The sequence below is a fragment of the Porphyromonas pogonae genome, assembly GCF_036320655.1.
GTDB lineage: Bacteria > Bacteroidota > Bacteroidia > Bacteroidales > Porphyromonadaceae > Porphyromonas > Porphyromonas pogonae.
The window spans coordinates 2,504,259-2,522,965 of the sequence record NZ_CP143258.1 but is presented as its reverse complement, the minus strand read 5'-3'; the positions used below and the strand labels follow the sequence as shown (position 1 = coordinate 2,522,965).

12 protein-coding genes are annotated in these 18,707 nt (G+C 44.5%); 10 read left to right on the top strand and 2 right to left on the bottom strand.

The features are described 5' to 3' along the window. Position 1 precedes the first annotated feature (1 nt). From mfd to VYJ22_RS10025, 7 genes are all read left to right on the top strand, one after another. Positions 2-3,346 (top strand): transcription-repair coupling factor, encoded by a 3,345-nt coding sequence (gene mfd / locus VYJ22_RS10055; protein ID WP_329903905.1) that lies wholly within the window; start codon positions 2-4, stop codon positions 3,344-3,346. Between the two features lie 533 nt (positions 3,347-3,879). After that, positions 3,880-4,911, top strand: coding sequence for a tRNA (adenosine(37)-N6)-threonylcarbamoyltransferase complex transferase subunit TsaD (tsaD, locus tag VYJ22_RS10050; RefSeq protein WP_329903904.1), 1,032 nt, complete (start codon positions 3,880-3,882; stop codon positions 4,909-4,911). A gap of 11 nt (positions 4,912-4,922) precedes the next feature. Next, entirely contained in the window at positions 4,923-5,414 is a 492-nt protein-coding gene (locus tag VYJ22_RS10045) for a CinA family protein (RefSeq protein ID WP_329903903.1), read from the top strand. Positions 5,415-5,445: 31 nt separating this feature from the next. Beyond that, entirely contained in the window at positions 5,446-6,858 is a 1,413-nt protein-coding gene (locus tag VYJ22_RS10040) for a PDZ domain-containing protein (RefSeq protein ID WP_329903902.1), read from the top strand. 6 nt (positions 6,859-6,864) lie between these two features. After that, positions 6,865-7,719 (top strand): CvfB family protein, encoded by an 855-nt coding sequence (locus VYJ22_RS10035; protein WP_329903900.1) that lies wholly within the window; start codon positions 6,865-6,867, stop codon positions 7,717-7,719. 245 nt (positions 7,720-7,964) lie between these two features. After that, complete coding sequence (locus VYJ22_RS10030; protein ID WP_329903899.1) at positions 7,965-8,819, top strand: GLPGLI family protein; 855 nt, start codon at positions 7,965-7,967, stop codon at positions 8,817-8,819. Positions 8,820-8,842: 23 nt separating this feature from the next. Then, complete coding sequence (locus tag VYJ22_RS10025) at positions 8,843-11,458, top strand: hypothetical protein (protein WP_329903897.1); 2,616 nt, start codon at positions 8,843-8,845, stop codon at positions 11,456-11,458. Positions 11,459-11,565: 107 nt separating this feature from the next. Here the strand turns inward: VYJ22_RS10025 and VYJ22_RS10020 are convergent, their stop codons facing one another. Further along, a complete protein-coding gene (locus VYJ22_RS10020) occupies positions 11,566-13,509 on the bottom strand; it encodes a DNA topoisomerase IV subunit B (RefSeq protein ID WP_329903896.1) in 1,944 nt (647 codons plus the stop codon). An 810-nt stretch (positions 13,510-14,319) separates the two neighbouring features. On the opposite strand from VYJ22_RS10020, the gene VYJ22_RS10015 reads away from it, so the two are divergent. Then, positions 14,320-14,988 (top strand): YceI family protein, encoded by a 669-nt coding sequence (locus VYJ22_RS10015; RefSeq protein WP_329903895.1) that lies wholly within the window; start codon positions 14,320-14,322, stop codon positions 14,986-14,988. Positions 14,989-15,403: 415 nt separating this feature from the next. Here the strand turns inward: VYJ22_RS10015 and VYJ22_RS10010 are convergent, their stop codons facing one another. Beyond that, the gene (locus VYJ22_RS10010; RefSeq protein ID WP_329903894.1) at positions 15,404-16,531 is read right to left on the bottom strand and encodes a GNAT family N-acetyltransferase; all 1,128 of its coding nucleotides are present in this window, start codon (positions 16,529-16,531) and stop codon (positions 15,404-15,406) included. Positions 16,532-16,617: 86 nt separating this feature from the next. Here VYJ22_RS10010 and VYJ22_RS10005 point away from each other — a divergent pair, with 86 nt between their 5' ends. Then, positions 16,618-18,285 carry a nucleoside kinase gene (locus VYJ22_RS10005; protein ID WP_329903892.1) on the top strand — a complete coding sequence of 556 codons (1,668 nt, stop codon included), beginning with the start codon at positions 16,618-16,620 and terminating at the stop codon, positions 18,283-18,285. 20 nt (positions 18,286-18,305) lie between these two features. Next, entirely contained in the window at positions 18,306-18,647 is a 342-nt protein-coding gene (locus VYJ22_RS10000) for a translation initiation factor (RefSeq protein ID WP_329903890.1), read from the top strand. The last annotated feature ends 60 nt before the right edge of the window (positions 18,648-18,707 follow it).

Genomic DNA, 18,707 nt, shown 5'->3' with positions numbered 1-18,707 from the left:
TATGATTGACGGGAAAGATCTGCTAGATCTCTTCGGTGCACATCCTCAGATAAACGCACTGAAAAGCCTTATCAAAAAAGAGAAATCCGTCTCCGTTTCCGGTCTCAAAGGTTCCTCCAAATCTTGTCTTGTGTCTGTGCTCAGCCACGACTATCCTATCCTCTGCATCATGGATGATGAGGATGAGGCGGGCTATTTATATGCCGATGTGGAAAACCTTGTTACCGATCGTCCCGTGCTCTTTTTCCCTTCGGCCTACAAGCGCAGTATCAAATACGGTCACACCGATGCCCCCAATATCATCTTACGAGCCGATGTGCTCACGCACCTTGCTGATCATAGCGGTAAGAAGAAGCATCCCCCCATCATTATCTCTTACCCGGCAGCCATCGCCGAGAGTGTAGTGAGCGGAGACAGCTTGTCGCAAGACATCATGGTCATTACACAAGGACAAATCATAGAGCCCGATTTCATTCGTGATCAACTGCTCGAGTGGGGATTCGAGCGTACCGACTATGTTTACGAGCCGGGGCAGTTTGCCATACGCGGTAGCATCATGGATATATTCTCTTTTGCGAAGGAGCAGCCGTTCCGCCTCGATTTTTTCGACAACGAGGTAGAGAGCATCAGGCTTTTCGAAGTAGAGAGCCAGCTTTCCATTGAGACGTTGCACGAAATAACCCTCATCCCCAACGTTGTAGAAGTGCAGCAGAGCACAAGCAGTCTGCTCGATCTCCTTGCCCCCCACACGCTGGTGGCTACCCATCATCGGGGGTTTTGGTTGGATAAGATCCGAGAGATTTATGATGATGCCCCTTCGCAAAACGACGGTGAGGGATTCGACTCTTTGGAGGAGATGCGCGTCCATTTGGCATCGCCCCATGGTATGGTACAGAGCTATGCCTCATTTAAGCATCTCATCCTGTCCGAAAAATCCGATAGCAGTAACGTTATTTTCAATATATCGCCCCAACCTATCTTCCACAAAGACTACGACAGGCTCACGGAGCAGTTGATCCTCTGGAAAGAAGCCGGACAACGCACTTACCTCACCACTTCGTCCGAGCGTCAATATCAGCGTATTACCGACATCATTGCCGAAAGAGGAGAAGAATCTCTCGTGCCGGAGCGGATAAACACTACGCTGCATGAGGGCTTTGTAGACGAGAGTATAGGGTTGGTACTTTTGACAGATCACCAGATATTCGATAGGTATCACAAGTATAATCTGAAGAGTGACAAAGCTCGATCAGGCAAGGTCACCTTGTCGCTCAAGGAACTCAATACCTTCAGCCCGGGTGATTATGTGGTGCATTCTGATCATGGTATCGGGCAGTTTGGTGGGCTTATCACTGCCGATATAGGTGGTAAGAAGCAGGAGGTAGTCAAGATTATTTACAGGAACAACGATGTCATCTTCGTCAATCTGCATAGTCTGCACAAGCTTTCGCGCTATCGGGCTCAGGAGGATGGGGCGGAAGTGAAGTTGAGTCAAGTAGGCTCGGGAGCGTGGCAGAGGCTTAAAGATAGAACCAAGAAGAAGGTCAAAGACATTGCGCGTGACCTTATCAAGCTCTATGCCCGGAGGCGTGAGGAGCAGGGATTTGCTTTCAGTGCGGACTCTTATATGCAGAATGAGCTTGAGGCTTCTTTTATGTACGAGGACACGCCGGATCAAGCGCAAGCCACGGCAGATATCAAGGCGGATATGGAAAGTCCCCGCCCGATGGATAGGCTGATATGTGGCGACGTAGGTTTTGGTAAAACGGAAGTTGCCGTGAGGGCAGCGTTCAAGGCCGCTGCCGATAGCAAGCAAGTGGCAGTACTCGTACCCACTACGGTGCTGGCTTATCAGCATTATCAGACTTTCACGAAGCGACTCAAGGATTTTCCCGTAAGAGTCGATTACATATCACGAGCACGCACCGCAGCCGAAGTCAAGCGGATATTGCACGATCTCAAGGAAGGCGTCATAGACATTATTATAGGCACTCACAGGCTGACGAGCCGGGATGTGGTGTTTAAGGATCTGGGGCTTCTGGTGATCGATGAAGAGCAGAAGTTCGGTGTCGCAGTCAAGGAGCGTTTGCGCAAGATGCAGGTCAATGTGGATACGCTCACGATGTCTGCCACACCCATCCCGCGCACCTTGCAGTTCTCTCTTATGGGAGCCCGGGACTTGTCCAACATCAACACCCCTCCGCCCAATCGCTATCCGGTGGAGACGATACTCTCCCGCTTTGGCTCCGATGTGATCAGGGAAGCCATCAACTTTGAGATGAGTCGCAATGGGCAGGTGTATCTTGTGCATAACCGTATACAGAACATCCGTGAGGTGGCGGAGCTGGTGAAGAGGGAAGTCCCCGACGCCCGTGTGGTGATAGGTCACGGGCAGATGTCACCCACGGAGTTGGAGAAGATAATCCTCGATTTTTCCAATCAAGAGTACGATGTGCTCATCGCCACCACGATTATTGAGAATGGCATCGACGTACCCAACGCCAACACCATTATCATCGACGATGCCCACCGCTATGGGCTCAGCGAGCTGCATCAGCTCAGGGGGCGTGTGGGGCGCAGCAGTCGCAAAGCGTTTTGTTATCTGCTCACGCCGCCGCTGTCGTCATTGCCCGACGAAGCTCGCCGTCGGGTGCAAGCCATCGAGAGCTTCAGCGACCTCGGCAGTGGCATACGCATAGCCTTGCAGGACCTCGATATCAGGGGAGCCGGTAATATTCTGGGAGCGGAGCAAAGCGGCTTCATTGCCGACATGGGCTATGAGACTTACCAGAAAGTGTTTGAAGAGGCGGTGAGCGAGCTTAAGGCGGAGGAGTTCTCCGAGCTTTACAAGAAGGAGGATGACGACACTGCCGACAGGTTTGTGGTGGAGACTTTGGTGGAGAGTGATCTGGACTTGTCCTTTCCCGAGGACTATGTGCCGCAGGATGCTGAGCGCATATTGCTGTATCGTGAGCTTGACAACCTGAAGACGGACAATGAGCTGGAGGCTTTCAGACAAAGGATGACCGACCGCTTCGGGCGTCTGCCCGTCTCAGCCCTTGAGCTTATACTCGTACCCAAACTCCGTCGTTTGGGGCGCAACTTGGGCATAGAGAAGATCGTGCTGCGAGGTGGTCAGATGAGTTTCCACCTCATCGGCGATGACAAGAGCCTTTACTACCGCTCCAACATGTTTACCAAGCTGCTCACCTTCATAGGCTATCACTCGCGCGAGTGCGAGATCAAGCAGCTCAAAAACCGCCGTATCATTCGAGTCAAAGACATCCATTCCGTGCAGCAGGCCGTGGACAAATGTCTTGAGATCATCAGCCAACCCCTCATCTGACAGCCCTTTTGCATCGCCCCGTGTCGTCTTGCCGCACGAGCTTCGGGGGCTGCAAAGCAGGCGTGAATTTGTAGCCTTGTAAGGGAGTGCAAAGAGAGCCTGCCGGCGATGACAGATGAGGCGTTTTTGCAATGTCGACATATTCCGCCGAAACTGTCGACATATTTGCTCAAAACTGTCGACATATTTGCCCGAAACTGTCGACATATTTTGCCGAAACTGTCGACATATTTTTGGGGGCTTGTCGACATCCCCCTCGGCACAAGTCTACATCCCTTTTCTGATGCCGCTTCATAGCCCCCTGAGCATGCCCCTTGACGTGCCTCTGCTACCACGCCTACACGCCTTGTCCATAACCCTCACAACACCCCCTCCTCCACGCAGCGGCATGCGCCCTTGCTTTGCCCTTTGGGGCAGAATCGCGCTTACGTTTTTGGCTCCATCCACTTATTTTTATAAGTATAATGTACTAAAAAGCGTTAAATGGTCGTATTTATTTTGTTACTTTTGTAAAATTGTAATAAGCAATAATCATGTCTCACAGTAACAAAACTTATATACTCGGCATCGAAAGCTCGTGCGATGATACCTCCGCTTCAGTCATCTGTAACCACACTTTGCTGAGCAACGTCATCGCAAGCCAATCAGTTCACAACGCCTACGGCGGAGTTGTGCCCGAGCTTGCAAGCCGTGCTCATCAGCAGAATATTATCCCCGTCGTGAGCGAAGCCATCAAACGAGCCGGCATAGTAGCATCCGACCTCGACGCCATAGCCTTTACCCGTGGCCCCGGCCTATTGGGGTCGCTGCTCGTGGGCACCAGCTTTGCCAAAGGGCTATCACTTTCGCTGGGCATACCCATGATGGAGGTCAACCACTTACATGCCCACGTATTGGCCCATTTTATTGAAGAAGAGGGTGAGGAGCATTGCAGCCCCCGGTTCCCTTTCCTGTGTCTGCTCGTTTCGGGCGGCAATTCCCAGATCGTACTCGTCAAATCACCCTATGAAATGCAAATTATAGGACAAACCATAGACGATGCAGCCGGAGAAGCATTTGACAAATGCGCCAAAGTCATGGGACTCGGCTACCCCGGTGGCCCCATAGTAAACAAGCTTGCTAATGAGGGCAACCCCCACGCCTTTGCCTTCAGCAAACCTCATGTGCCGGGATATGACTACAGCTTCAGCGGACTCAAAACGTCGTTTCTCTACACCCTACGTGATCATCTCAAAGACAATCCCCACTTTGTGGAGCAGCATAAAGCCGACCTTTGCGCCTCATTGCAAGCTACCGTCATAGACATCTTGATGCACAAATTACGCAAGGCTGCCAAAGAACTTGGCATCAACGAAGTGGCTGTGGCAGGTGGCGTGTCAGCCAATACAGGGCTTAGAGACGCTTTTGCCGATCATGCCCGGCGATATCGCTGGAATATTTACATCCCCAAATTCGCCTACACCACCGACAATGCCGCCATGGTAGCCATGAGCGGTTACTTCAAATACGTCCAAAATGATTTTTGTCCTATCGATGCCGTGCCCTTTGCCCGTGTAACGCTATAAACAAATGAAAGATGGCTGACCAATTGCTGCTCCAAAAACTGATTCAATTACTATCCGCCCGTCACCTCACCATCGCCGTGGCGGAGAGCTGCACCGGCGGGCTCGTCAGTAGCATGCTCACCGATGTAGCAGGAGTATCCAAGGTATATAAGGGCTCCATCGTGGCTTATCACAATGATATCAAAGAGCGAGTGCTCGGAGTCGACCGCCATGATCTCGACAAATACACCGCCGTCAGCCAACCCGTGGCAATGCAAATGGCACAAAATGTGAGGCTACTCATGAGTGCTGACATCGGACTGTCCACAACAGGCTACGCCGGACCATCTACCGACAACCCCGCCGACCCACCGGGCACCGTGTGGATCGGTATTGCATGGGGCGATGACAATGCCTTTACCCAAAGACTCTTTGTGCCCGGAACACGCCGGCATGTGAGGCAACAAACAGCAAGTATTCTTCTCACAAAGACGATAGAAATCATCCAGCAATCAAACAAATAACAGACAGAGACAAGAGATAAGATTGAGAATTATGAAAAGATTAGGACTATTCTTCTTCATGCTATTGACGGGGCTTACGCTCCTGCAAGCCCAAATACCGAGCAATGAAGTATGCCGTGTAGGGATGAGCTTCCAGCGAAGCAACATGACCGGATGGGGATTTGACATGCCCGTGGTAATATCGGTACTGCCCAATAGCGCAGCCGACAAAGCCGGCATTAAGGTACATGACATCATTGAAAAGATCAATGACATATCCACCGTTGGTCTCAACGAGCAGCAGGTAGAGCTTCTTCTCAAAGGAGGAGCTGACATCAGGCTACTCACAATATCCAATCTCACAGGCAAGCATATGGAACGATTCTTGTCAAAAGACTGCAAACCCAAGAATACGCTCACGGAAGCGCAGCTGGCAGAAGGGTTCGCTTTCTATAGCTTGGAGGACATGAATGAGCGCAGACTTACTTATCCGTTTCTTTTCCAAACGGACAAAACATTCAATCCGTCTCATCTTCATACATTCACTTTCTCACAAGTCGATGCCGATATATCGGATAGAGATGCCAAGATTGCCGATATTCTCCGAGAGCAACTCGAAGAAGTGGGGCTCAAAGAAGTCTCCACGGGAGCCGATATCATAGTCGATTGTTTCTATTCCTTGCAATCCAATAAGGATATCACTGTTATACCTGAAGCTCCTATGCGATCATGGAGGTATGACTTTGACAATAAGGAGATGGTGGATTTGCCACTCATCCCACTGGGCGTGCCTGCTGTAGCTGCACCTTACCACCTTGAGTTTACCGTGAGGATGCTCAGTGGTAAAAATCCTAAAGTCGAACTGTGGAAATGTACATCGCAGGAGCTGCTATCAGAACCTATGCCTCTGGAGACGTATGCTGAGTACACTGTGCCCGCTATGATGCTGCAATTTCCTTTCATTCGTCAGGCAGTGAAGCCGGCTTATCGCTTCGGCATACATCGCTACAATGCCATGGGACTCCTTTTTGATTCTTTTGACCTTAGCAAAATCGTAGATGTGGAGCCTGATTCACCTGCATTCAAAGCCGGGATGAGAGATGGTGACAAGATTGTAAAGATCAATGGTGTGGAGATTAAACAATCGTCGCCTGTGGCATTATCCAATGACTATATCAACTTTGTGAACCAAACGAACAAGTATAGAGACATGCGCAATGAGTTTACCAATAGCAGTCAGGTCAAGCACTGTCGTTACTGGGACAAGGAACGCTATGAACAGATAGCCAAGGCTTTTGACAGCAACAAGTACTCCCCCGTGTTCTCTTACCTCTTTTCATTTAGACCATATGTCAATCCGCAAGGCCATACAGAGGCGGTGGTAGAGTTCGAGCGTGACGGGCAGACGTATACCGTACTCGTAACTCCTAAGCTGATGGATGAATCCGTAATATTACCCGATTAAACAAAGATGGAAGATAATAATAAAACAGCCTACCGGTTGGGCAAAATGAATCAACTGGAAGTATTGCGCCTCGTATCTATTGGGGCATATGTTGACGGGGGTAACGGGGCGGAGATTTTGGTACCTAAGAAATATCTTCCCGATGACATAGAGAGTGGTGACCTTTTGGATGTGTTTATCTATCATGACAATGAGGGCCGCCTTATTGGAACTACCCTGCACCCTGTCGCCGAAGTAGGCGATGCCGCCCTGATGACTTGCGTGGGCACCACTGATGCCGGGGCTTTTATGGACTGGGGGATTCATAAGGACATCTTTGTCCCGTTCAAAGAACAGAAGACTCTGATCCATGAAGGTGATGAGTTTGTCGTTTACCTTTATATTGATCTCATAAGCCGTAAGATCGTAGGATCTACCAAAATAAACAAGCACATCGGCAACCTTATACCCGATTATAAGCCGGGAGCCGCTGTAAAAGCCATCGTGTATGAAAAGAATGAGGTCGGATTCAAGGTAATAGTCGATAGTAAATATAAAGGTATCATCTATCGTAATGAATGCCCCATGCCTTTGAATATAGGAGCCGAGCTAACGGCATATGTGGTGAGAATGCGAGAAGACGATAAGCTCGATCTTTCGATAAAGCCCGTAGGATACGACAAAGTGAGTAGCGGAAGTGACAAGCTGATGCGACTGTTGCACCGCAACGGTGGTACGCTTCCCATCGGAGACAAGAGTGATCCGGACCAAATAGAAGCTCTTACCGGGATGAGTAAAAAGACATTCAAGATGGTTGCCGGAGCTTTGTACAAACAAAAGATCGTAGAGATAGAGCCCTTTTCCATTAAAATCATTAATTGATCTGTCGGTATTAATTTCTGTTTCACCAAAATGTTCATAACATATTATTGTATGAATGTTTTGGTGATTGTTTTATATTATCCTTACAAGATGTCGACAGTTTTGGGCGAATATGTCGACAGTTTCAGGCAAATATGTCGACAGTTTCGGGCAAATATGTCGACAGTTTCGGGAGCAGCAAATATTCTTTGTATATTTAACATATTTAGTATCTTTAATATCATTGAAAAATAACATATCGCAAAATGAACAAACACATTCTTTTCATTGCTTTATTAGGCTTGTCAGTGTCGTGCTTATATGCTCAGCAACCCAAAATACAGGGGGCGGGCAACATGTCATTGGACCCTGCCAAAGTATCAATATTGGATCATGCCAAATACCGTGTATATTATGATATGAAGAGGCAACCTGATGCACAATCAGATCACAAGATATCAGGACTATGTATGCTACAGGTGGGAGACTCGGTGAATAAATTCTGGGATTACAATCAGTACAGACGCGATTCTATCTATGATGTAGGTGTTACAGAGAAGAAGTCTGTGCTAGAGTTGATGCCCATCATGCAAGATAAGGCCTTGAGAAACAGATTTAGCCCCATTGTCTTCTTGAATCGAACTTCAAATTTAACTAACGTTTATATCAGTATCGGTCTGAACGACTATACCTACTCAGAAAAAACACCCACGCAGCAGTGGACACTGGCGCCTGGCGATAGCATCATAGCCGGGTACAAATGTAAAAAGGCTACGACTGCTTTTCGTGGAAGAGACTATGTGGCATGGTACACAGAGGAGGTAGAGCTACCATTTGGCCCTTACTTATTCGGCGGATTGCCTGGACTTATTTTTAAACTAACCGATACCCATGGCCACTATGACTTTACGCTGGCAGGACTGGAGGTCATAAAGGGCAATGACCCTATCTATATGTCCGATGGAAAATGGAAAAGCGTGACACGACAAGATGCCATGAAGGCAGAGAAGAACTACTGTGCCGATCCGGTGAAGTCCCTTATTGCTCGTGGCGTGATCATAGACAAAGAGACCCAAGCCTCCGTCCCACCCAAACCATATAACCCCATAGAGCTACAATAATAGTGGAGTTAATAGCCTTGCCGATGAAATTGAGATTATTGTTTTGTGTACTGGCTTGCTTACTTTCCGTTGGTCAGAACCCCCTTTGTGCACAAGAAGCAAGTAAGTATACCCTCAGCATCAAAGATAGCGAGACCAAAAAGCCTATTGCCGATGCCGTATGCCGAGTATTCACTGCATCTGACCAAGCACAGACCTATAGCCTTGCCAATAAGCAGGGAGAGGTATCACTGTCTGCTGATTCGCATAGTGCCTATGTGAGTATCTCACTACTGGGCTATCGTAAGCAAAGAGTGGAGATCCGTATGCTACAGCAGCGCTCTGTGCATACAGTCTATCTAAGTAAGCAGGACTTCAATCTGAGAGAGGTGGTGGTAAAAGCCCAGCCTATCAAGCGCAAAAGCGATACGCTGGTCTACAATGCCTCGTCTTTTGTGGATCAGAGCGACCAATATTTGGCAGATATGCTCAAGAAGCTGCCCGGTGTGAGTGTGGCGGATGACGGCACACTATCATATCAAGGAAAATCGATCAATAAATTCTACATCGAGGGCAAAGATCTCTTGGGCAGTAGATACAACCAAGCATCACAGAATATGCCGGTAGAGGCAGTGTCTCAGATACAGGTGCTGGAAAATCACCAGCCGATAAAGGCTCTCAAAGACAAAACATACAGCGACAATGCCGCAATAAACGTAAAACTCAAAAAAGGTTTCTTGGTGCGACCATTCGGCGAGGCCAAGGGCGGTATAGGCGGTAGTCCTGCTATTTACGATAATACCATATTTCTCATGCAACTCTTGCCCCGCAATCAACTCATGCTTACAGCTCAGATGAACAATAGAGGGCGAGACCTTTCCTCCACAAACAAAGAGCACATCAATGTTATGAATATTGAAAGCTACCTTGCCGAGCCCTATCCTTTCCTTTCTATTGATAATCTATTTATTTCACCGCTCTCACCGCAAAGATATTTGAGGAACAAATCTTTTTCGGCAAGTCTCAATGATCTTGTCGATCTGGGTAAGAATTCCGAGATGAGGTTAGGGATCACCGCCTATAGTGATCGCCGGCATGCAGATAACTTGTATCATTTCGAGACCTTAGATGCGGTGCCGATAACCATACGGCAACAAAGTTATAAGAAGAATAAGCATGATGTATACACGCCAGAGCTGAAGTATGAACTCAATGCCAACAAGATTTACGTTCTGGATGAACTCAAAACATCTTTCTCGCGACTGTCTCAAAGTATGCTGATGCAGGACAATGACAGAAATATCACACAAAATCAGGAGTACAAACCCTCTAAATTCCAAAACAACCTGAAAGCTTCTTTTTCCGCAAGCAAGCTTACTTATGACTTAACCTCATTGATCCAGTATAATAATGAAAAGGAGTGGCTCGATTTTGCCCAAGGAGAAACAGCACAAAATCCTTCACTGCGACAAAACCATTATAAGCAAAAGGAACTTTATACTTACAACAAGATATCTACCATAATCCCCCTGGAGGATAATAAGTATAGCCTGAGTATAGGAGGGGCGTTGAGGTACAAGGATAGTCGGTACACGTCATTCAATGCCGGTAGCAATGAAAGAGGCGAGGCTCAAGTACAATCTTTGCACTCAGGGATTTTGCCGGATATCCTGTGGCGTTATTCATCGGCCGGGCATATTTCGTTTAGCTTGCCCGTGATGTGGACTTCTTTACGCTTGCAATGGGATCGTAAGGTGCAAGACCGGAATGATTTTGTGAGTTGTGCCCCTCACATCAGTTGGAAAAGCAGGCTTACCGACGAATGGACCATGCGTTTGGGTGCATCTTATGAGAAACGTGAGGCCTTGGATGAGTATTACAGCCCGATCCTCCTATTACGTAATTACCGTACAGAGGTTTCTTTACCTACTAAGCTGTATACTGAGACATTGTGTGGTAGCGTATTCAATCTGAATTATCAGAATTTGATCAATATGCTTTTTATGGACTTGACTTGTAGCTACACACGTAATAGAAAGGAGTCTTTGCCGAACTATCAATATGCTCCTTCCTTTACTCTCGTGGGCACAAAGGATAGTGTATATTATGGTAGCAGATTTATTAGCACATACTCTATTGATAAGTCCTTTACAGATCATGGTCTGTCGTTCAAGTTCTCGGGTAGCTATACACTGATGGATTATCTTATTGCTCAGCAAGGAGAGGTCTTTAAGAATAAGTCCAATAATCTGATGTATACTCTGTCATCAAACTTCAAAAAAATCAAATGGCTTAAGATTACATATGACGTCATGGGAATACATGCGTGGAATATCAATGGTGGCAGATCTTCCGAAGTCTTTTCTCGTTTTGCCAACGACGTGAGCATCTATTGCTTTCCGTCAAAGCAATGGGATCTGCAAGTGTCTTACGAAAACACAATAACGGAGATAGCTGCCCGTCAGTATAAACAAACACACATGCTTGATTTCGGGATCAAATATAGAATGAACAAACAGCTCCAGTTTCATGCAAATGTATACAACTTATTCAATAGTGATAGTTATGAGGAAGTATCATATTCCAATGCCAACAGAATTTCCTATAGCATGCCGCTGAGAGGGCGTGAATTTCTCTTGACCTGCCTCTTCAAACTTTAGTTACTTATCTACACAAGCTGGGTTCGACAATAATAAAAAGCTCTTATCCCCGGCAGTAATGCCCATGGACAAGAGCTTTTGAATGTTAGTTCTGATAGAAAAAATCTCTATTCGTCTACAACAAGATTATCTATAATGAAGTTTTGTCTTTCCGGCGTATTCTTGCCCATGTAGAACATGAGTAGTTGAGCCAGATTGTCTTCTTTCTTCATCTGTATTTGTTCCAATCTGATGTTTTCTTCGGTGATCAAGTCCTTAAATTCATCAGCAGATATCTCTCCCAAACCTTTGAATCGGGTGATATGAGCCTTTTTGCCCAACCGCGCTAGAGCTTCATTCTTTTCTGCCTCGCTGTAGCAATATATTGAGCTCTCGGTAGGTGCATCTGTTACTTCTACTTCTTTTTTTACCGGTTTTCTCTTGTTCTTGGGCACTGCAGCGGTAGCATTGAGAAAACGGTGAGATTTCTTATCCTCTTTGGGCAGACTCACTCTGAATAGAGGTGTTTCCAAAATAAATACATGTCCCTTGCGCACGAGATCTGGGAAAAACTGGAGAAAGAAGGTGATGAGGAGTAACCGTATGTGCATACCGTCGTCATCAGCATCGGTAGCTATGATCACTCTATTATAACGGAGGTTCTCCAACCCGTCTTCGATATTGAGTGCTGCCTGGAGCAGATTGAATTCTTCGTTTTCGTAAACAATCTTTTTGGTCAGGCCATAGCTATTGAGAGGTTTGCCTCGAAGGCTAAAAACTGCTTGGTAATTGGGATCCCGGCTAGTTGTTATAGATCCACTGGCCGAATTACCCTCTGTAATAAAGATACTCGTTCGTTCAGGTTCTTTCGCTTTAGGATCATTGAGATGTATGGTACAGTCTCGCAATTTTTTGTTGTGCAGATTAGCTTTTTTTGCTCTTTCTCTTGCGAGTTTGGTTACGCCGCTCATGGCCTTGCGCTCTCTTTCGCTGGCTTGTATCTTTTGTAGCATCTGCTCTGCAGTTTCCGTATGGATATGCAGGTAGTTATCGAGGCGTTCTTTGAGGAAATCTCCTATAAACTTCTGAATCGAAGGCCCGTTAGGCCCCATATCTTTCGACCCGAGTTTAGTTTTGGTTTGACTTTCAAAGACGGGTTCCTCTACTTTGATACTTATCGCAGCCGCCATGCCGCTACGGATATCGCTATACTCAAAGTTTTTACTATAAAACTCCTTAATGGCTCGTGCTACATTTTCCCTGAATGCAGTAAGATGAGTACCTCCTTGAGTGGTATTTTGTCCATTGACAAAGCTGTAAAACTCTTCACCATATTGCTGCGTGTGAGTTATCACAACTTCAATATCCGAATCTTTGAAATGAATGATCGGGTATAAGGCTTCGCCGGTCATATTCTCCTCAAGTAAGTCCACAAGTCCGTTTTTGGATATAAACTTCTTGCCATTGAATATGATAGTAAGTCCGGTATTGAGGAATGTGTAGTTTTTGATCATATTCACTACATAGTCCTCTCTATACTGGTAATTTTTGAACAACAAAGCATCCGGGTGAAATCTTACTTGCGTACCTGAAGGAACATCCATTGGTATTGGCTGAGTTTCATCCAGCAAAGAAGCATGCGAGTAGGTTACTTTTTTCATCAGGCCTTCACGCCATACTGTGACTTCAAATAGGGTAGATAGTGCATTTACTGCTTTGATACCAACGCCGTTGAGACCTACTGATTTTTTGAACGCTTTGGAATCTATCTTTCCCCCGGTATTCATTTTGCTTGTAGCATCTACCAGTTTACCCAGAGGTATACCACGCCCATGATCTCGCACAGTCACTTCACCATCTTGTATGGTGATTTCAATGACTTTGCCTGCTCCCATGATATACTCGTCTACAGAGTTGTCGAGAACTTCTTTGAGTAGTACATAGATTCCGTCATCAGCATGGGTGCCATCCCCCAATTTGCCAATGTACATACCGGGTCGCCTGCGAATGTGCTCGTCCCATTCCAGTGTCTTTATATCACTATCAATGTAAGAGATTGGTTGTTGTTCCATATTAGCGTTTTAGATTCCAAAGTTACAAATTTTCCTATTATCATCTGGAGCTCCCGATAGATAAGGAATTAATTATTTAGACGAATTAGTCTTCCTTTTGCAGCCTATTTCGTAATAGGGGCAATTTATGTCATTTTTGTAATACTTACAATTGGTTAGCATGTAGATCAATAGAGATTCAAAATATTTTGCGAGATTATTCTCTCATTTTATCATATTATAGCAAATAGTTGCTATTGTGTAATAAAAAAGAATGAATGTGTAAAAAAAAGATATTGGGAAGATACTCCTTTTTTATGTGTATGATGTATTTTTATATCTATAATAAAATAAGAAGCTGCAAATAATTATCTCGTTTATCGGACTGTTGTATAGCACGATGATAAACTCTTGAACTGATCCCCCCGGGTAAAGGTGTTCTTCAGTCAAATCTATTAATATAAAATAAAATAAAGCAGGCTTCGTTTTTGATATATAAAGAGAAATATTGATGTTCGAATCTTCAAGATATCAGGATGAGATTAAGGCGAACAAGAAGATGCGTCGCCAAAGAATATTCTACCGGATAGTCAGGTGGGTGCTTTGTTTCCTTTTCCTCATCTTTTTCATATTACTGTCTTTCTGTGGTTATTAGTTCTTTTAGCTACATGCTCATACTTGCATTCTGCAAACTTACTGGAGTAACTATTCTGATTGATGTATGAAGAAAATCCAATATTTAAAAGAAGTGTTAATTTTTCTTGATCAATGCCTGTTTGAACCCTATCAAGGGTAATGGTGTTTTATCATAAGAACACTAACATAATGATTATGAAGAATAAAATAGGATTGCTATCGATAATGGTATTGATATTGCTAATCACAGGTTGTAATAGCAAGAATAAGAAAAATGGTGTGCAAGGAACCGACTCTGTAGCTGTAACTCAGGTAGAGAGCACTCACGAGATAAACATTAATACAGTATATTCTGCTATTCACTGGAAAGGATTCAAACCCGGAGGTAGCCATCACGGCACACTCAAGCTCAAAGAAGGTAAAGCCTATTATCAAGGTGATAGTCTTGTGGGTGGTTATGCAGTAGTAGATATGAAAAGCCTTAAAGTGGAAGATCTGGAAGGTGAAGATGCGGAGAAGCTCAGAGGCCATTTGCTGAGCCAAGACTTCTTCGATGCTGATCAGTATCCCCAAGCACGTTTTGAGATTACCTCTATTTCCCGCAAGACGGCTGATACTCTCGACCTATCTGGCAATCTGACTATCAAGGACGTTACAAAGAATATTAGTTTTCCCGTAGGTATTGGCGATAAGACTATCGATAAGAACAAAGTTTTCTGTGCTTTTGCGGCTCCATTCACGATCAATAGGGTGGACTGGAATGTCAAATACGGATCTAAAAATGTATTTAAGAACCTTGGGGATAAATTTATTGATGATGGTATTGAAATTAGCATAGATTTACAAAGTAATCCTGTAGATTAAATCACAAAAGGTCATTTGCCAATCATGGCCGATGACCTTTTTTCGTATTACTGAATCCCATTATGTTTTTATACCTTAATAGGGTTCTTACCTCCGTATAGTTGACAGCTATTATTTTTCTAGTTAGAGAAATAGCAATACCCTTTTTGATACATGCACACGTGTCTGCTTTTTTGTTTATAAACTCATCCGAGAGTCGCAGATTATAGTCTGCCTTTCCTTGTATCGGTTTTGAGATAGGGTGTTGAGGTATTTTGTTTATAGTATTGACCTATACACTTAGTATTTTATATTTGCCCTTATGGAAGTGCATAAAGCAATCGCTTTGTATTTATCATATCAGAGGGAGTGTTGCGTGTATAAAAACCGCAGGACACTCCCTCAATTGTAATATGAAATAATGCAAGATTTGCTTTTATATTCTTTTGATATACGCTCTTCTTGTCTTATGGTGCTTACGCTCGAAATAGTTCCATTGCATTTGCACGGCGGTATTTGTTTCAAGCTCGGGGTTGCTCTCAGCATACACAATGCCATTCTTTTGGTAAATCGGAATCAAGTCATCGAAAAGAAGTGCATTTACACCTTTGTTCTGATACTCAGGGATTACTCCTATGAGATATAAATCTACTACCTTGTTACGACCATACATCGCTTTGAGGAGGTGGGCAAAGCCAAAGGGCATAAGACTTCCCCGTGCCTTCTTCAGTGCTTTGCTTAGGTTGGGTAGAGTAATGGCAAAACCCACAACCTCATCATCTTGCTCTCGTATGATAGTAGTTACGTAATCCAAACGCACCATAGGGATGTAAATCTTAACGTAATAATCGATCTGCGCCTCCGTTAGCTCCGAAAACCCGTATAGCACAGAGTAAGCTTGATTGAGAGTCTTGAATATCTTGTGGGCATAAGGCATGATCTCTTTACGGGTTTTGAATTTTTTTGTTTTCAATCCGTACTTTTCCCTTACCAGGTTAGAAATCCTTAAATGCTTTTCAGGAATTTCATTGGGTACATATATTTTATACTCTTTCCAGTCTTGATCTTTTATAAACCCTATGCGTTCCAGCTGTTTGGGGTAGTAAGCATAGTTGTATATCGTAGCAAGTGTACCTAGCTGATCGAAGCCTTCGATAAGCATACCCTCATGATCCATATCCGTAAATCCCATAGGTCCTTGCAACATATCTTTGCCTTTTTCTTTGGCCCAGTCCGATACTGCTCTGAACAAAGCATCTACTACCTCATTGTCATTGATAAAATCAACAAAGCCAAAACGTGCGTTGTTTTGGTTCCATGTTTCATTGGCTTTATGATTGATGATACCTGCTATACGCCCTACTATTTGGCCGTTTCTGTATGCCAGAAAGTAGATTGACTCACAGAATTCAAATGCCGGATTCTTATCTTTGTCCAGAGTCATGAGTTCATCATCGATGAGGCCGGGTACATGATAAGGATTGTTTTTATATAAATCAATATTAAATTTTACAAACTTTTTCATGTCGGACTTATCCGATACAATCTTGATTTCTACTGCCATAAAGCAAATGTTTATTGTTTACTCTGAGTTGTGCTCAAAGAGTTTTTATTTTTACCTTTACAAATATAACTGAAATTGTTGAAGATATGGAGATGATCACCTTATTCTGTAAGAACCTTCAAAGATATGATGATTTTCCTATAGGCAGTAGTCTGCAAGAAATAGCATCCTATTATGAGTCACAACTGGGGTTCAAACCTATTAATGCTCAAGTCAATAATAAAACAACCTGTTTAGTTGCAAAGATGTATGAGCCTGCCGATATTTTATTTATTGGTTTGGCTCATGAGAGTGGTATGCGCACTTATATGCGCTCTCTTAGCTTTGTCCTCAGCAAAGCGGTGGAGGATGTTTTGCCCGGTAGTCATCTGTATATAGAGCATTCTCTGGCCAGAGGATATTATTGTGAAATACGTAATTCGCATGAGGTCACTCCTGAGGATGTTTTGTTGGTCAAAAACAGAGCGGACGAGATTATAAAGCAAGACTCTCCCTTTGTTACACATATGGTGCGTACTGAAATTGCTGTAGAAATATTCAAGGCTCAAAATCTTTTAGACAAATGCAATTTGTTGGAAACGATAGGGGCGCCCTATACAGAGTATGTTGAGTTGGACGGATATATCGACTACTATTATGGTTGTCTTGTGCCTTCTACGGGGTATCTCAAGGTATTTGATTTCATTCCATGGGGCAATGGAGCTTTGATGCAACTCCCGCAAAGCTCTAATCCTCTCTGTATTGAAGAAGCCATACCGCAACCCATGATGGGAAAAGTATTCGAAGAGCAAAACAAACTGCTCAAGATGTTTGGAGCCAAATACGTAGGCTCACTCAATAAACTCATCGAAAAGCGAGAAATAGATATGGCGGTGCAGGTAGCTGAGGCTGTACAGGAGAAGCAGATTGCGGGTATTGCCGCTGAGATAGCACGGCGATACACAGAGTCCGGAGCGCGCATTATTCTTATTTCGGGACCATCCTCATCGGGCAAAACTACTTTTTGCAAAAGGCTTATGATCCAGCTTGTCACAAATTATCTGAGGCCTCATGGAATTTCGCTTGATGATTATTTCGTGGATAGAGAGCTTACTCCCAAAGATGATCTGGGTGAGTATGATTTTGAGTCGCTACATGCTTTGGATCTTCCATTTCTAAACCAACAGGTCAAAGAGATATTGAACAATGAGGAAGTCACCGTACCCTCATTCGATTTCGAACAGGGTAAAAGAATATTCAAGAATAAAAAGCTCAAACTTGGAACAGGGGATGTGCTTGTCATGGAGGGTATTCATGCTTTAAATCCTGATTTATTACCGGACATCCCCGTGGAATCCACCTTTAAGATTTATGTAAGTGCACTTACAGGCATAGCTCTTGATTCGCACAATAGAATCCCAAGTACTGATAATAGACTTATCCGTCGTATGGTGCGCGACTCCAAATATCGAGGATATTCTGCCATTGATACTATTGCTCGTTGGCCTAGTGTGAGGAGAGGGGAAGAGAAATGGGTTTTTCCGTATCAGGAAAATGCTGATGCGATGTTCAATAGTGCCATGCTTTACGAATTGGCCGCTTTGCGCCCGTATGCAGAGCCTTTGTTGCTTGAAGTCCCCTGTAATGTGCCGGAATATGCGGAGGCTCAACGCTTGTTACGCTTTTTGGCTTACTTCCGCTTTATCCCCAACAGGCTTATGCCCAATGTATCTCTTATCAGAGAGTTTTTGGGAGGAAGCACTTTTAGATATTAATCCTATAAAGAGATTTGATTATGTCCGATTGGAAAGACCGTTTGGGTATTATGTATAGTACAAACCCCAATTTTAAATATAAAACAGCTGAGTCACAGGATGAGGAAAATACTTTTCCTCCCGAAAAACAGCCTCTGAAAGTAAAGCTGGATAAGAAAAATAGAAATGGAAAAGAAGTATGCCTTGTCACAGGATTTGTAGGCTCTGACGAGAATTGCAACATTCTGTGTAAAACTCTAAAGCAAAAATGTGGAGTGGGAGGGAGTGCCAAGGATAAACAAATCATAATCCAAGGAAACCGCAAAGAACGTGTGCTTGCAGTATTGCACGAACTCGGATACTCGAAAGCTAAGATAATATAGATATACTCAGGGTATAGAAATTGAGTGGCGAAGCTGTACACCCCAAAGGTGCAAAAGCTT

What these genes read in the sequence shown, in the direction of transcription:
- VYJ22_RS10000 (WP_329903890.1), top strand. Translation starts at nt 18,306, where the DNA reads ATGTCCGATTGGAAAGACCGTTTGGGTATTATGTATAGTACAAACCCC.
- VYJ22_RS10015 (WP_329903895.1), top strand. Translation starts at nt 14,320, where the DNA reads ATGAAGAATAAAATAGGATTGCTATCGATAATGGTATTGATATTGCTA.
- VYJ22_RS10040 (WP_329903902.1), top strand. Translation starts at nt 5,446, where the DNA reads ATGAAAAGATTAGGACTATTCTTCTTCATGCTATTGACGGGGCTTACG.
- VYJ22_RS10005 (WP_329903892.1), top strand. Translation starts at nt 16,618, where the DNA reads ATGGAGATGATCACCTTATTCTGTAAGAACCTTCAAAGATATGATGAT.
- VYJ22_RS10045 (WP_329903903.1), top strand. Translation starts at nt 4,923, where the DNA reads ATGGCTGACCAATTGCTGCTCCAAAAACTGATTCAATTACTATCCGCC.
- mfd (WP_329903905.1), top strand. Translation starts at nt 2, where the DNA reads ATGATTGACGGGAAAGATCTGCTAGATCTCTTCGGTGCACATCCTCAG.
- VYJ22_RS10030 (WP_329903899.1), top strand. Translation starts at nt 7,965, where the DNA reads ATGAACAAACACATTCTTTTCATTGCTTTATTAGGCTTGTCAGTGTCG.
- tsaD (WP_329903904.1), top strand. Translation starts at nt 3,880, where the DNA reads ATGTCTCACAGTAACAAAACTTATATACTCGGCATCGAAAGCTCGTGC.
- VYJ22_RS10010 (WP_329903894.1), bottom strand. Translation starts at nt 16,531, where the DNA reads ATGGCAGTAGAAATCAAGATTGTATCGGATAAGTCCGACATGAAAAAG.
- VYJ22_RS10020 (WP_329903896.1), bottom strand. Translation starts at nt 13,509, where the DNA reads ATGGAACAACAACCAATCTCTTACATTGATAGTGATATAAAGACACTG.
- VYJ22_RS10035 (WP_329903900.1), top strand. Translation starts at nt 6,865, where the DNA reads ATGGAAGATAATAATAAAACAGCCTACCGGTTGGGCAAAATGAATCAA.
- VYJ22_RS10025 (WP_329903897.1), top strand. Translation starts at nt 8,843, where the DNA reads ATGAAATTGAGATTATTGTTTTGTGTACTGGCTTGCTTACTTTCCGTT.